At 71.6% G+C, this 13,442-nt stretch carries 15 protein-coding genes; 11 read left to right on the plus strand and 4 right to left on the minus strand.

The genetic code is table 11. The features are described from left to right. The first annotated feature begins 25 nt into the window (after positions 1-25). Positions 26-292, plus strand: a complete 267-nt coding sequence (locus J3P44_RS00345; protein WP_255888243.1) for an acylphosphatase — start codon at positions 26-28, stop codon at positions 290-292. Here J3P44_RS00345 and J3P44_RS25320 read toward each other — a convergent pair. Together J3P44_RS25320 and J3P44_RS00355 are read right to left on the minus strand one after the other, a co-directional pair. Further along, a complete protein-coding gene (locus J3P44_RS25320) occupies positions 289-3,135 on the minus strand; it encodes a helix-turn-helix transcriptional regulator (RefSeq protein ID WP_255888244.1) in 2,847 nt (948 codons plus the stop codon). The genes J3P44_RS00345 and J3P44_RS25320 overlap by 4 nt on opposite strands. Positions 3,136-3,190: 55 nt before the next feature. Next, positions 3,191-3,388, minus strand: coding sequence for a hypothetical protein (locus tag J3P44_RS00355; protein WP_255888245.1), 198 nt, complete (start codon positions 3,386-3,388; stop codon positions 3,191-3,193). A 183-nt stretch (positions 3,389-3,571) separates the two neighbouring features. Here J3P44_RS00355 and J3P44_RS00360 point away from each other — a divergent pair, with 183 nt between their 5' ends. Genes J3P44_RS00360 through J3P44_RS00375 form a run of 5 tightly spaced genes read left to right on the plus strand, consistent with a single transcriptional unit; the run spans position 3,572 to position 7,253 of the window. Then, entirely contained in the window at positions 3,572-4,120 is a 549-nt protein-coding gene (locus J3P44_RS00360; RefSeq protein ID WP_255888246.1) for an antibiotic biosynthesis monooxygenase, read from the plus strand. Between the two features lie 19 nt (positions 4,121-4,139). Then, complete coding sequence (locus J3P44_RS00365) at positions 4,140-5,036, plus strand: phosphoribosylaminoimidazolesuccinocarboxamide synthase (RefSeq protein ID WP_255888247.1); 897 nt, start codon at positions 4,140-4,142, stop codon at positions 5,034-5,036. Positions 5,037-5,047: 11 nt separating this feature from the next. Then, positions 5,048-5,467: an SRPBCC family protein gene (locus tag J3P44_RS25710; RefSeq protein WP_372496479.1), complete on the plus strand. Its 420-nt coding sequence runs from the start codon at positions 5,048-5,050 to the stop codon at positions 5,465-5,467. 32 nt (positions 5,468-5,499) lie between these two features. Next, positions 5,500-7,065 (plus strand): long-chain-fatty-acid--CoA ligase, encoded by a 1,566-nt coding sequence (locus J3P44_RS00370; protein ID WP_255888248.1) that lies wholly within the window; start codon positions 5,500-5,502, stop codon positions 7,063-7,065. Next, a complete protein-coding gene (locus tag J3P44_RS00375) occupies positions 7,065-7,253 on the plus strand; it encodes a hypothetical protein (RefSeq protein WP_255888249.1) in 189 nt (62 codons plus the stop codon). The genes J3P44_RS00370 and J3P44_RS00375 overlap by 1 nt, the downstream gene beginning before the upstream one ends. Before the next feature lie 164 nt (positions 7,254-7,417). On the opposite strand, the gene J3P44_RS00380 is transcribed toward J3P44_RS00375, so the two are convergent. Both J3P44_RS00380 and J3P44_RS00385 read right to left on the minus strand, forming a co-directional pair. After that, positions 7,418-8,257 carry a DUF72 domain-containing protein gene (locus J3P44_RS00380; RefSeq protein ID WP_255888250.1) on the minus strand — a complete coding sequence of 280 codons (840 nt, stop codon included), beginning with the start codon at positions 8,255-8,257 and terminating at the stop codon, positions 7,418-7,420. 6 nt (positions 8,258-8,263) lie between these two features. Next, positions 8,264-8,962 carry a GntR family transcriptional regulator gene (locus J3P44_RS00385; protein WP_255888251.1) on the minus strand — a complete coding sequence of 233 codons (699 nt, stop codon included), beginning with the start codon at positions 8,960-8,962 and terminating at the stop codon, positions 8,264-8,266. 98 nt (positions 8,963-9,060) lie between these two features. Here J3P44_RS00385 and J3P44_RS00390 point away from each other — a divergent pair, with 98 nt between their 5' ends. The 5 genes from J3P44_RS00390 to J3P44_RS00410 are packed head-to-tail and all read left to right on the plus strand — an operon-like array spanning position 9,061 to position 13,411. Then, positions 9,061-10,299: an NRAMP family divalent metal transporter gene (locus J3P44_RS00390; RefSeq protein WP_255888252.1), complete on the plus strand. Its 1,239-nt coding sequence runs from the start codon at positions 9,061-9,063 to the stop codon at positions 10,297-10,299. Positions 10,300-10,310: 11 nt separating this feature from the next. Further along, entirely contained in the window at positions 10,311-11,084 is a 774-nt protein-coding gene (locus J3P44_RS00395; protein WP_255888253.1) for a LamB/YcsF family protein, read from the plus strand. Further along, positions 11,081-11,689, plus strand: a complete 609-nt coding sequence (gene pxpB, locus J3P44_RS00400) for a 5-oxoprolinase subunit PxpB (protein ID WP_255888254.1) — start codon at positions 11,081-11,083, stop codon at positions 11,687-11,689. The genes J3P44_RS00395 and pxpB overlap by 4 nt, the downstream gene beginning before the upstream one ends. Beyond that, complete coding sequence (locus J3P44_RS00405) at positions 11,689-12,618, plus strand: 5-oxoprolinase subunit C family protein (protein WP_255888255.1); 930 nt, start codon at positions 11,689-11,691, stop codon at positions 12,616-12,618. The genes pxpB and J3P44_RS00405 overlap by 1 nt, the downstream gene beginning before the upstream one ends. Continuing rightward, positions 12,608-13,411, plus strand: coding sequence for a putative hydro-lyase (locus tag J3P44_RS00410; protein WP_255888256.1), 804 nt, complete (start codon positions 12,608-12,610; stop codon positions 13,409-13,411). Before J3P44_RS00405 ends, J3P44_RS00410 begins: the two co-directional genes overlap by 11 nt. Positions 13,412-13,442 lie beyond the last annotated feature (31 nt).

A 13,442-nucleotide genomic window follows, 5' to 3' on the forward strand; every position in this document is an offset into this window, starting at 1 on the left:
GCCGCCGCCGGGTAATGATGGACTCGTGAAGGCGATCCAGGCCCGCGTGACCGGGCGCGTCCAGGGCGTCTCGTTCCGTTGGTACGCCCAGGAGCAGGCGCGCAGCCTCGGAGTGTCCGGGTGGGTGCGCAACGAGCCCGACGGCTCGGTCCTGCTGCACGCGGAGGGCGACGACCAGGCCGTGGACTCGCTCGTCGAGTGGTGCCGCCAGGGGCCGTCGCTGGCGAAGGTCAGCAACGTGGCGGTGCGCGAGGACACGGCCTCGGGTGCGACGTCGTTCGAGATCGGCTAGGGAAGCAGCCCGTGCCTGCGGGCCGTCGCGGCAGCCTCGGTGCGGTTCGCGGCTCCGAGCTTGGCGATGATGTGGGAGACGTGGACGCTAGCGGTCTTGGGTGACATGAACAACGTGTCCGCGATCTCGGCGTTGGTGCGGCCCTCCGCGAGCAGCGCCAGCACTTCGGCCTCACGGCCGGTGAGGACGTCGGACGTACGCCGCTCGCGAGAGGCCAGCGCCCAGCGCTCGGCCAGCGCGTCGGCCCTCTTCAGCATGGGCAGGGCGTCGAGGCGGGTCGCGATCTCCCGGCCGGTCGACAGGTGGCGCCGAGCCGACTCGCGGTCGCCGTGGAGGGCGTGCGCCTCCGCCAGCGACAGGTGGGTGACAGCCGCGTCGGGGACGTGGCCGATCCGCTCCCAACCCGCCAGCGCGGCCTCCAGGTTCGCCCGCGCGTCCCGGCCGTGGAACCGGTCGAGCTGGGCGGCCAGGTCGAGCGGCCACACCTCTCCGAGCGCGCCGTGGCGGTGGAAGTCCCCGGCAACCACGTCGATCGTGTCGAGGTGCGCGCGGGCGTCGTCCCAGTCGTCCAGCACGCCGGCCCCCACTGCCGCGTCGGCCTCCATCCGGGCAGCATCGACCACCATGAGCCACACGTAGTCATCCAGCCTGCGCAGCTCCCGGTCGGTCCAGACGCCGCGATAGGTCTCCCGGGCGCCTGCCGGGTCACCCTCGCCGGCCGCTGCCACCACGTGCCGCACCAAGACCTGGGCTGCGCCGCCGGGGATGTCCCCGCCGATGTGCGCACGCCACTTCTCCGCGTCGACCGCGCCCCGCTGCCGGATGTCCAGGAGGTCGAGCCGGACGTTGCTGCTCCGCAGGTCGTCCTCCCACCACGGCGCCGACTCCTCCAGCAGCGCGCGGGCCCCCGTCCAGTCCCCGGTGCAGGTCAGGCTGAAGGTGTGGTTCTCGACCAGGTGCTCCCACACCCCGAGGCTGAGCTGCGGGTGCTTCAACCGGGCCAGCGCCTGCGCGCCCACCTGCTGGGCGCTCCGATGCTCGCCGCACACGGCGCGGCACCACACCAGATTGCCGTCGAGGAGCAGCACGTAGTTGTCGGACCTGTCGGGCAGGCAGGCCAGCTCGTGCTCGAGGAAGTCCGCAGCAGCTGCCGGGCTTTCGAACTGTCGCGAGTGGGACTTGGCCTCGATCACACGCGCCCGGGCCCGCAGCCCCCCGTCGGTCGTGGCGAGCTCGCCGGTGATCACCGTGCCGAGCTCCAGAGCCTGTTGCGCGCGAGGGTCGTCGCGCCGCAGGCGCGTTGCGCACAGCAGCACGTGCACCGTGAACAGGTCGCGTGGACCTGAGAACCAGTCGTAGAGGTCGAAGACGTGGGCGGCCTGATCGCGGAACCGCCGGTCGAACTCACCCTTCGCCTCGCCCCAGAGCGCTCGGAAGAGCTGCACCGCCGCGCGTTCGTGCTCCGCGAGCAGGTGGAGCGGGACCGCGTCGAGCAGCGCATAGCCGTCGGCGAGTGCGCCGGGGCCGGCGACGGCGACCGCATCGGCCACCACCCGTCGCAGCGTCCACCCGGTCAGGGACTCAGGATCGTCGATGCGGGACCACCCCTCGAGCACCCGGCAGAACAGCTGGGCCTGTTGGGTGACGGATGCGATGCGTTCCGCCGCCGGCTGGGCCGCAAGAGCCGCCTCGACCGACCGGCGTACGTCACGTGCGTGGTGCCAGTGCTCTGCGATGGCGAGCGCGGCCGGGTCCGACGCGAGGAGGCCCGGGCTGGCCTCCAGCACCTCCGCCCACCGGCGGTGCCAGGACCTCCGCGCGCCGGGGCCGAGCTCCCTGTCCGCCGCCTCGCGGAGCAAGGCGTGGCGGAACGCGACCGCGTCCGCCGTGTTGTCGGTGACGAGGATGCCCGACCTGACCGCTTCGGCGAGCGCGACGTCGAGCTCGTCGGAGGTGGCGTCGACCACCTGCTCGAGGAGTCCGATGCGGAGGTGCCCCTCGCCCACGGCAGCCGCTTCGACGAGGCGGCGCGCCTCGGGGAAGAGCCGCGCGAGGCGACCGGCAGCGACGTTCGAGGCAGTCGCGACCTCGGGTCTGCCTCGCGCCGCAGCCAGCTCCTCCACCACGAAGGGCACGCCGTCACTCAGCTGCTCGATCCTTGTCGCGACGGCTGGCGAGAGGCCCGACCCCACCAGCTCGAGCAGCTGGGCCCGGACCTCCTCGGGGGTGAGTCGGGTGAGCGGCACGACCGTCGTCCTCGGCAGCCGCGCCAGCCCGGCGACGTACGACGTCAGCGCCACCTCGTCCGCGGCGGTCCGTTCCGGGTCGTCCGTGCGCACGGTCGCCACGACGAGCAGCCGTCCTCGCAGCGTGCGCACCGCGAGGTTGACCAGGTCGCGGGTGGCCGAGTCGGCCCAGTGGAGGTCCTCGACCACCCAGACGACCAGCTGCTCGGCACACAGGCGCTGCAGGAGGTCGACGAACGCCGAGAGGACCTGAACGCGCTCGACGTGGCCCGACGGCACCGAGCCGGGCAGCAGCGGCGCGAGCGCCGTCCGCTCGGCTGCTGTCAGGGCGTCGGCCCCGCGGCGGTGGAGGAGGTCACGCAAGGTGTCGGCGAGGACACCGAACGGGATCTCGCCGGTCGACATGTCGGCCCCATGGCCGGTGACGACCAGCGTGTCGTCCATGCCGGTCAGCGCCTCGCGGACGAGCCTGCTCTTGCCGATCCCTGCCTCGCCGGTGACCAGCAGGCAGCGGGGCTCCTCGGCCCGGGCGCTCACGATCGCGTCGCGGAGGATCGCGACGTCATCGTCCCTGCCGATGAGCCGTGCGGGTGCCACGACAGGATCGTGGCACGCCGCGGCTGCGGGCGCGACGGGCTCGAGCACGCCCTCGTCACTGTCCGGGAACGGCGACGCCGAACCAGCGGCGCTGGCGGGGGATCCGGATGGGGCGGGTCGCGGGCGACTGCTGCTGGGCCTCGGCGGGAGGTGTGCTGCGGAACGCGCGCGCGAGGCGGCGTTGCTCGGCAGCCGCGATGGCTTCTCGGTGGTTGCTGCCGGCGATCTTCTCGATGGAGTAGCTGGTGTACATGGTGGGCTCCTCGGTGGGTGGTGCGGACATCTCCGAGGTTGGTGCTGAGGAGCCCAGTGGCGGATCGGGAGAACGCCTTATCTTCGGTCGACCGGGTGTCTTAGCCGGCACCAGCCAGACGTGGCCGGGATCTCGTCGCCCTCGGCTTCGCCTGCCGTGCCGTCACGCCCGACACTGGGCCCCATGACCGCCCCCGTCACCGTGTCCGTGACCCGCCACGTCGACCCGTCCCGCACCAGCGAGATGCTCGCCTGGGTGCAGGCCGGCACGTCGCTGGCGGAGAAGTTCGACGGCTTCCTGGGCTCCGGGTGGGTCCGGCCCAGCGAGGACTCGCCCGACTGGCACATGCTCTACCGCTTCGCGGACACCGACTCCCTCGCGACGTGGGAGGCGTCCCCGCAGCGCGAGTGGTGGCTCGAAGCCGCGCAGGGCGATGTCGAGGAGAAGCGCCGCGAGCGGCGTACGGGCATCGAGGGCTGGTTCGACGAGCCGGCCTCGGTGGAGTCGCTGAGCGCTGCCCCGGTGCCGCCGCCGCGGTGGAAGCAGATGCTCGTGATCTTCATGGTCTTCCTGCCGCTGAGCCTGCTCGCCAACTTCGTGGCCTCGCGCACGATCTCCGGCTGGCCGCTCGTGCCGCGCGTGGTGCTGGTGACGTCGGTGATGACGCCGCTGATGACGTACGTCTTCCTGCCGTGGACGACGCGGCGCATGGCGTGGTGGCTCCACCGGTGAGCACGACTAGGCTCCTCGCGTGGCCGACCTGAACATCCCCGCAGCCCCAGCGATCGAGGGCACCACCCACCTCCACTCCGGCAAGGTGCGCGACCTCTACCGCATCGACACCGGTGAGCACGAGGGCCGGTTGCTGATGGTCGCCAGCGACCGCATCTCGGCCTACGACTTCGTCCTGGACTCACCGATCCCGGACAAGGGCGAGATCCTGACGCGGATGTCGCTGTGGTGGTTCGAGCAGCTCTCCGGCCTCGTCGACAACCACGTGGTGTCCACCGACGTGCCGGCGACCGTGGCCGGCCGGGCGGTGGTCTGCGAGCGCCTCGAGATGTTCCCGGTCGAGTGCGTCGCCCGCGGCTACCTCACCGGCTCGGGCCTGAGGGAGTACGTCGCCACCGGCGAGGTCTGCGGCATCCCGCTGCCGGCCGGACTGCAGGACGGGAGCCGGCTGCCCGAGCCGATCTTCACCCCGGCGACCAAGGCCGACCTCGGCGACCACGACGAGAACGTCGACTACGAGGCCGTGGTCGAAGCGGTCGGCGACGACGCGGCCGCGGAGCTGCGGATGCTCACCATGGAGGTCTACGGCAAGGCTCACGCCCTGGCCCACGAGCGCGGCATCATCCTCGCCGACACCAAGCTGGAGTTCGGCAGGCGGCCCGACGGCACGAGCGTCCTCGGCGACGAGGTGCTCACGCCCGACTCCTCGCGCTTCTGGCCGGCGGACCAGTGGCAGCCGGGCCGCGCGCAGCCGTCGTACGACAAGGACGTCATTCGCAACTGGCTGACCTCGGCCGAGTCCGGCTGGGACCGTACGTCGGGCGAGGCGCCGCCGTCGCTGCCCGCGGCCATCATCGAGCGCACCCGTGCCCGCTACGTCGAGGCCTACGAGCGGCTCACGGGGGAGGCGTTCTGAGCTCGCGCCGGATCTCTGCGACCGTCGAGCTGCCGGTCTCGGCAGAGGTCGCCTTCCGCTACCTCTGCGATCCCCGCAACCGGCCCGAGTGGCAGTCCTCCCTCCGCTCGGTCGACGTCCCAGCCGACGAGGAGCCGCACCTGGGACAGACGTGGCGCGAGACCACCACGGTCGGCCTTCGGCCCCATCTGGCGACGACCGAGCTCACGCCGTTCAGGCTGTGGGCGGAGCAGGGGCGCTGGCGCGGGGTCAGCGCGACGCTCGCCCTCCACTTCACCGATGTCGTCGGTGGGTGCCGGGTGCGTGCCGAGGGAGAGGTCAGTGGTCGTGGGCCCTGGGCCGCGGCGGCCGTGTCCGCGAGGCTGTTGGCGTCGCAGGCCGTCGCCGCGGACCTGCGCCGGGCCGGCCGCATCCTGGCGGGAGACGGGTGACCCGGGCCCCGACCGCTGAGTAGGTTGGCGGCATGCCGAACCTCTCCTCGCTCCTCGAAGGCTCCGCCGATGCCTATCCGGACCGTACGGCGGTCGTGCTCGGCGAGAGCAGGCTGACCTACACGCAGGTCAACGCCGCGGCCAACCAGGTGGCCAACCTGCTGGTCTCGCGTGGGATCGAGCCGGGGGACAAGGTGGCGCTCAGCTGCCCCAACCTGCCCTACTTCCCGATCGTCTACTACGGCATCCTCAAGGCTGGCGCGACCGTCGTCCCCCTCAACGTCCTGCTCAAGGCGCGCGAGGTGGCCTACCACCTCGACGACTCGGACGCGAAGGCGTACTTCTGCTTCCAGGGGACTGCCGACCTGCCGATCGGTGCCGAGGGCCACGCGGGCTTCGAGCAGACCGAGGGGTGCGAGCACTTCTTCGTGATCACGGCCGACCCGGGCGCGAGGCCGCCGATCGAGGGCGCGCAGACGCTCGGCCAGGCGCTGATCGGCCACGCGCCGATCTTCGAGACGCGCGAGGTCGACGGCGACGACACCGCGGTCATCCTCTACACCTCGGGCACCACCGGACAGCCCAAGGGTGCCGAGCTGATGCACCGCAACATGGTCTCCAACGCGCTGGTGAGTAACGCGCTGTTCGGGGTGGACGCCGACAACCCCGACACGCTCCTGTGCGTGCTGCCGCTGTTCCACTCCTTCGGGCAGACCGTGATCATGAACGCCGGCTTCGCCTTCGGTGGCACCGTCGTGCTGCTGCCGCGGTTCGAGGCCGAGGCGGCGCTGGCGCTGATGGACAAGGAGGGCGTGACCTTCTTCGCCGGCGTGCCGACGATGTACTGGGGGCTGCTCGGCGCGCTCGACGGGTCCGGCGTCGACGTGGACAAGCTCGCCGGGCGGATGCGGGTCGCCGTGGCGGGCGGGTCGGCGCTGCCGGTCGAGGTGCACAAGGAGTTCGAGCGCCGATTCGGCGTGACGATCCTCGAGGGCTACGGCCTCTCCGAGACCTCCCCGGTGGCGAGCTTCTCGGTGTGGGGCGAGCCGGCGCGCGTGGGGTCCATCGGCAAGCCGATCCCAGGGGTGGAGATGAAGCTGATCAACCCCGAGCCCGGCGTCCGCGAGGACCTCGAGGAGGGCGAGGACGTCATCGGCGAGATCGCGATCAAGGGACCCAACATCATGAAGGGCTACTACGGGCGGCCCGACGCCACGGCAGAGGCCATCGTCGACGGGTGGTTCCGCTCCGGCGACCTCGGCCGCAAGGACGGCGACGGCTGGTACTACATCGTCGACCGGTCCAAGGACATGATCATCCGCGGCGGCTACAACGTCTATCCGCGCGAGATCGAGGAGGTCCTGCTGACCCATCCCGACGTCTCCCTCGCGGCGGTCATCGGCGTACCCCACGAGAGCCACGGCGAGGAGGTCAAGGCCGTGGTCATCCGCAAGGACGGCGCCACGGTCACCGAGGACGAGCTGGTCGCGTGGGGCAAGGAGCAGATGGCGGGGCACAAGTATCCGCGCATCGTCGAGTTCGTCGACGCGCTGCCGATGACCGCGACCGGGAAGATCCTCAAGCGGGAGCTGAGCTGATGCGGCCGCTGTTCGTCGCTCTCGGCGCGGTCATGGTGCTGATGGGCGCGGTCTGGACGGCCCAGGGGTTGGGCTACCTCACGGGCAGCGCGATGACCGGCGAGAGCACGTGGGCGATCCTCGGTCCGCTGGTGGCCGGTCTCGGCGTCGCGCTGATCGTGGTGGCTGCCCGCCGGCGCCAGCGGTGACGTGACGCGTGTGCACACGCGGCAGGTGCCGAGCTGACGCTTGTGCACCTGCGGCACGTGTCGGGCTGACGCTTGTGCACGCGCGGGGAGTGCCGAGCTGGCGCATGTGCACGCGCGCAAGGTGCACAAGCATCAAGTCGGCGGGTCTGTCACGCACACAAGCGTCACGTCGGCGGGTCTGACGTCGGCGTGATGCCCAGCCGATCCTGCAGGGCGATCGCGTCGAAGGGGGCGTGCACCCGGGCGTCGTTGTCGAAGTAGACGAGGACGTCGAGCCCGTCCGCGTCCCACCCCCTGACCTTCTCGGCCCACCGGTCCAGGGCCTCGTCGCTGTAGCCGCTGGCGTAGAGCTCCTCGTCGCCGTGCAGCCGCACGTAGACGAGGTCGCTGGTCACCTCGTCGAACATGGGCCACGTGCCGGCGGAGTCGGCGACCACCATGCCGATGTCGTGCGCCCGCAGCAGCTCGCAGAACTCCGCCGTGCGGAACGACTTGTGGCGGACCTCGAGCACGTGACGGATCGGCAGGTCGGCGGGCGAGGTCGTGTCGGGCCCTTCCTTGAGCTTGGTCTCGTCGTGGTGCGCGTCGGCGTACAGCGCGGCGTCAGACGTACGACGTGGCAGCAGGTCGAAGAACGCTGCCAGCCGGTCGGGGTGGAAGCCGAGGTTGGGCGGCAGCTGCCAGAGGACCGGTCCGAGCCGGTGACCCAGCGACAGCACACCGGAGGCGAGGAAGGTCCCCAGCGGCGCCTCGACGTCCACCAGCTTCTTCATGTGGGTGAGGTAGCGGGGGCCCTTCACGGCGAAGAGGAAGTCGTCGGGCACCTGCTCGGCCCACGACCGCCAGCTCGAGGGACGTTGCAACGAGTAGAACGATCCGTTGACCTCGACCGACGTCAGACATCGGGACGCATGCTCCAGCTCACGACGCTGGGGCAGCCCGCTCGGGTAGAAGACGCCGCGCCACCGGGGGTAGCGCCAGCCGGAGATGCCGACCCGGATCATCGGCGATCACGAGCCGGCGTAGGCGGAAGTGAGCTGCGCCTCGGCGTCGTCGAGATAGATCGCGAGCGAGCGTTCGGCTGACTCGAAGTCACCGTCCTCCAGGAGCTGGAGGATGCGACGGTTGTCAGCCAGGTAGGGCTCGTGGAACGTCTCCGGCGCGGCCATCACGTGGAAGACCAACCGCAGCTCGGCGAGCACGTGGCGCATGGCCTGCTCGATGCGCGGGCTCCCCGCGAGCGCGGCCAAGCCCTGGTGGAAGTGCATGTTGGCCGACCCGACATCGACCCACCGCCTCTCTCGGGCCGCGGCCTCGCCCTCCTCGACGGCTCTGCGTACGGCCTCGAGCCCCCTCGGCGCCGTCCCCGACTCGCGCACCTGGCGGATGGCCCCGCACTCCAGGACCCGGCGGAACCGGTAGAGGTCACGTACGTCGTCGACGCTGAGCCGACGTACGAAGACGCCCCGGTTGAACTCGTGGATCAGGAGCCCTTCGTGGGTCAGCAGCCGGAACGCCTCGCGCAAGGTGTTGCGGGAGACCCCGAGGGCCGTGCCGAGGTCCTCCTCCGAGAGTCGGGTCCCGGGCAGCAGCCGGCCCTCGGTGATGTGGGCCCGGAGCACGTCGGCGACCCGCCCGGCCGTGCTGGCCCGGCCCAGGGCGGCGCGCTCCGCGCCGAGCGCCTGCACCCAGTCGCTCGTCGTCGGCATGCTCTCGAGTCTAGAGGGGTCAGGGTATTGACGGATTGTTCAACAATCCTCCATTCTGGTGTGACCCGGCTCACTCGACACCCGACAAGGACCACGTGATGGATGACCAGAAGACGGCAGACCACCCGACCCGGACCGCCACCCGCGCCGGCCGGGGGGCACTGGTGGGCGCCATGTTCCTCATGGCGACAAGCGCGATCGGCCCCGGGTTCATCACCCAGACCACGGTCTTCACCGACCAGCTGGGAGCGGCGTTCGCGTTCGCGATCGTCGTCTCGATCCTGGTGGACATCGCGGTCCAGCTGAACGTGTGGCGCGTGATCGGCGTCTCGGGCATGCGCGCCCAGGACCTGGCCAACAGGGTTCTCCCCGGCGCGGGATACGCCCTTGCCGCCCTCGTCGTGCTCGGTGGCCTGGTGTTCAACATCGGCAACATCGGCGGCACTGCCCTCGGCATGAACGCGATGTTCGGGATGGACGTCAAGCTCGGCGGAGCGATCTCGGCCGTCATCGCCATCGCCGTCTTCCTGAGTCGCCGGGCGGGGGTGGCGATGGACCGCATCGTGGTGGTGCTCGGCGTGCTGATGATCGGGATGGTCCTCTACACGGCGGTCGTGTCCGACCCTCCGGTCGGCGACGCCCTGCGCCAGAGCGTGGTGCCGGACCAGGTCAGCTTCCTGATCATCACGACGCTGATCGGCGGCACGGTCGGCGGCTACATCACCTACGCGGGCGCGCACCGCCTGGTGGACTCCGGGATCACGGGTCCCGAGCACGTCCAGCTGATCAGCCGCGGGAGCGTGACCGGCATCCTCGTCACTGGCGTGATGCGAGCCCTGCTGTTCCTCGCGGTGCTCGGGGTGGTCTCGGGAGGCGCGGTGCTCGCCGCGGACAACCCGCCGGCGTCGGCCTTCGAGCACGCCCTCGGCGAGGTCGGGGTGCGCGTGTTCGGTGTGATCCTGTGGGCCGCCAGCATCACGTCCGTCATCGGGGCCTCCTACACCTCGGTCTCGTTCCTCAGCGGCCTGCTGAAGGACTCCTCGCGGCGGCGCAACCTCGCGGTGGTCGCCTTCATCGCCTTCTGCACGGTCGCGTTCCTGGTCCTCGGCAAGGCGCCAGCGGACCTGCTGGTCCTCGCCGGCGCGCTCAACGGGCTGATCCTGCCGGTGGGCCTCGCGATCATCCTGTGGGTGGCCGCCCGGCGCGGGCCCGATCTGCTCGGCGGCTACCGCTACCCCAGGTGGCTGCTGGTGATCGGCGTGGTGGTGTGGCTGCTCACGGTCTACCTCGGCTGGAACTCGCTGGGCGGCATCAGCGACCTATGGGCGCGAAGCTGAGGATGACGACGATGGCGGTCATCGACCTCAACGCCGACCTCGGTGAGAGCTTCGGGCAGTGGACCCTGGGCGACGACGACGCCCTGCTCGACCTCGTCACCAGCGCCAACGTCGCCTGCGGGTTCCATGCCGGTGACCCGACGGTCCTGCGACACACGTGCGAGCGCGCCGCGGAGCGAGGGGTGGTCATCGGCGCCCAGGTCGGCTACCGCGACCTCGCGGGGTTCGGGCGGCGGTTCATCGACGTCGAGCCCAGCGACCTGACCAACGACGTGCTCTACCAGATCGGCGCCCTCGACGCGTTCGCGCGCGTTGCCGGCACACAGGTCCGCTACGTCAAGCCCCACGGCGCCCTCTACAACGCGATCGTGCATCACGAGGCGCAGGCGGCCGCCGTCGTCGAGGCCGTACGAAGCTACGACCCGTCGTTGCCGGTCATGGGGATGCCCGGGTCGGTGTGGCTGCGGCTGGCCGAGGAGGCGGGCCTCGCCGTCGTGCCGGAGGCGTTCGCCGACCGTGCCTACACGCCTGAGGGGACCCTGGTCTCCCGGCGTGAGCCCGATGCCGTGCTGCACGACCCCGACGAGGTCGCCGAGCGATGCGTGAGCCTGGTGACGCGTGGTGAGGTGACGGCCGTCGACGGGTCGGTCGTGCCGGTGCGCGCCGCCTCCCTCTGCGTGCACGGCGACAGCCCCGGGGCAGTGGCGATGGCGCGCGCCGTGCGTGGTCGTCTCGAGCGTGCCGGCGTGACGGTGGCCCCCTTCCTCGGCGGTCCTTCGCGATGAGAGTGCTTCCCTACGCCGACACGGGCCTCCTCGTCGAGCTCGCCGACCTCGACGAGGTCCTGGCGCTGTACGCCGAGCTCGTGGACGCGCCTCCGCAGGGTGTGGTCGACCTGGTCCCGGCAGCCCGCACCCTGCTGCTGCGCCTGGACCCCGACCGGACGGACGTGCGCGAGGTCGAGCGGGCGGTTCGGTCCGTCAGACCCCGCCCAGGCGCCCGCCCGGACGCGGGCCACCTCGAGGTCCCGGTGACCTATGACGGTGAGGACCTCGTCGAGGTGGGCCGGCTCACCGGGCTGGGCGAACGGGGGGTCGTCGAGGCGCACACCGGCCAGGAGTGGACGGTAGCCTTCTGCGGCTTCGCGCCCGGCTTCGGCTACCTCGTCGGCACCGAGGACCGGCTGCACGTTCCCCGTCGCGCCACACCCCGTACGAAGGTGCCAGCCGGTGCCGTCGCGCTCGCGGGCGAGTTCACCGGGGTGTACCCGCGTGAGTCTCCCGGTGGCTGGCAGCTCATCGGGCACACCACTGCGCAGGCCTGGGACATCGACCGCGACCCACCGGCGCTGCTGCAGCCCGGCGTCCGGGTGCGCTTCGTGGAGTCCTGATGGCGCCCGTGCCCGCTCGGGGAGGGCCCGAGCCGCTCACCGGGAGGGTCCTCGGCGTGGTCGCCACCGGCCCGCTCACCACGGTCCAGGACCTCGGCCGTCCCGGCCTCGCGGCGCTCGGCGTCGGTCAGTCGGGGGCGGCCGACGCCGACGCGCTCAGGTTGGCCAACCGCCTCGTCGGCAACCCCGAGGGGCACGCCGGTCTCGAGGTCACGTTCGGCGGCCTCGAGGTGCGCGGGCACGGGGGGATGTACGTCGCGCTCGCCGGCGCGCCGTGCGCGATGGTCGTGGATGGGCGACAGGTGGCGCCGTACGGGCCTGTGTGGCTGCCCGACGGCGCGACGCTGCGCCTGGATGCCCCTCCGTGCGGGCTGCGCAGCTACCTCGCCGTGCGCGGGGGCATCGACGTGCCGCCCGTTCTCGGGTCGAGGGCCACCGACACGCTCGCTGGGCTGGGTCCCGCGCCCCTCGCCCCCGGTGACCAGGTCCAGGTCGGAGCGCCGGAGGCGTCGATGCCGGGCGTCGACCTTGCGACCGTGCGACGTCCGGAGCCCGGCGAGGTCCGCCTCCGTGTGGTGCTCGGCCCGCGGGACGACTGGTTCACCCCGGCCGCTCGGCGGGCCCTCCTGTCGGAGTCCTATGAGGTCACCGCCGAGAGCAACCGGGTCGGCATGCGGCTCGCGGGGCCTGCCCTCGAGCGCGCCCGTGACGGCGAGCTGTCCAGTGAGGGCATGGTCTGCGGCGCGCTTCAGGTGCCACCGTCCGGCCAGCCGACCCTGTTCCTGGCCGACCACCCGGTCACCGGCGGCTACCCGGTCATCGCCACGGTGGTCGCCGACGACATCGGTCTTGCCTCTCAGGCCCGACCCGGACAGGTGCTGCGCTTCACCCACGCCAACAGACTTGAAGGAAGCCTCCGTGCCCACTGACGATCTCGACACCCCTCACCCCAGCAGACTCACTCCCGCGCAGGCCCGTGCCCGGTTCCGCGCGGGCCTGCGGGTCCCGACCTCCGGCTGGTGCTCGGGGTGGACCCAGGCCAACCTGCTCGCAGTGCCGCGCGACCTCGCCTACGACTTCCTGCTGTTCGCCCAGCGCAACCCGAAGGCCTGCCCGGTCCTGGACGTCTCCGAGCCCGGGGAGGTGAGCACCCCGCTCTTCTCGGGCGACCTGCGCTCCGACCTCGGCGCCTACCGCGTCTACGAGCACGGCGAGATGGTGGCCGAGGTGGACGACGCCACCGACCTGTGGCGCGACGACCTCGTCAGCTTCCTGATCGGTTGCAGCTTCACGTTCGAGGCGCCATTGCTCGAGGCAGGGGTCCCCGTGCGTCACATCGAGCTCGGCCGCAACGTGCCGATGTACCGCACCAGCGTCGCCTGCCGGGGAGCAGGGCGGTTGTCCGGTCCGCTGGTGGTCTCGATGCGACCCGTGCCCAGCGCTCAGGTCGCCACTGCCGTGCGCGTGTCCTCGCGGTATCCCGCCGTGCACGGCGCTCCCGTCCACGTCGGCGACCCCGCCGCGCTCGGCATCCGGGACCTCGGTTCGCCCGACTTCGGCGACCCGGTGGAGATCCGGTCCGGCGAGGTCCCCGTCTTCTGGGCCTGCGGCGTGACGCCCCAGGCGGCGGTGATGCAGTCGCGGCCAGCCTTCGCGATCGGGCACGCACCCGGCCACATGGCCCTGACGGACGCACGCGACAGCGACTACCTGGTGCCCTGACCGGAAGACCGCCCTCCTAGACTGTGGTCGC

The sequence above is a fragment of the Nocardioides astragali genome (assembly GCF_024436375.1).
GTDB classification, from domain to species: Bacteria; Actinomycetota; Actinomycetes; order Propionibacteriales; family Nocardioidaceae; genus Nocardioides; species Nocardioides astragali.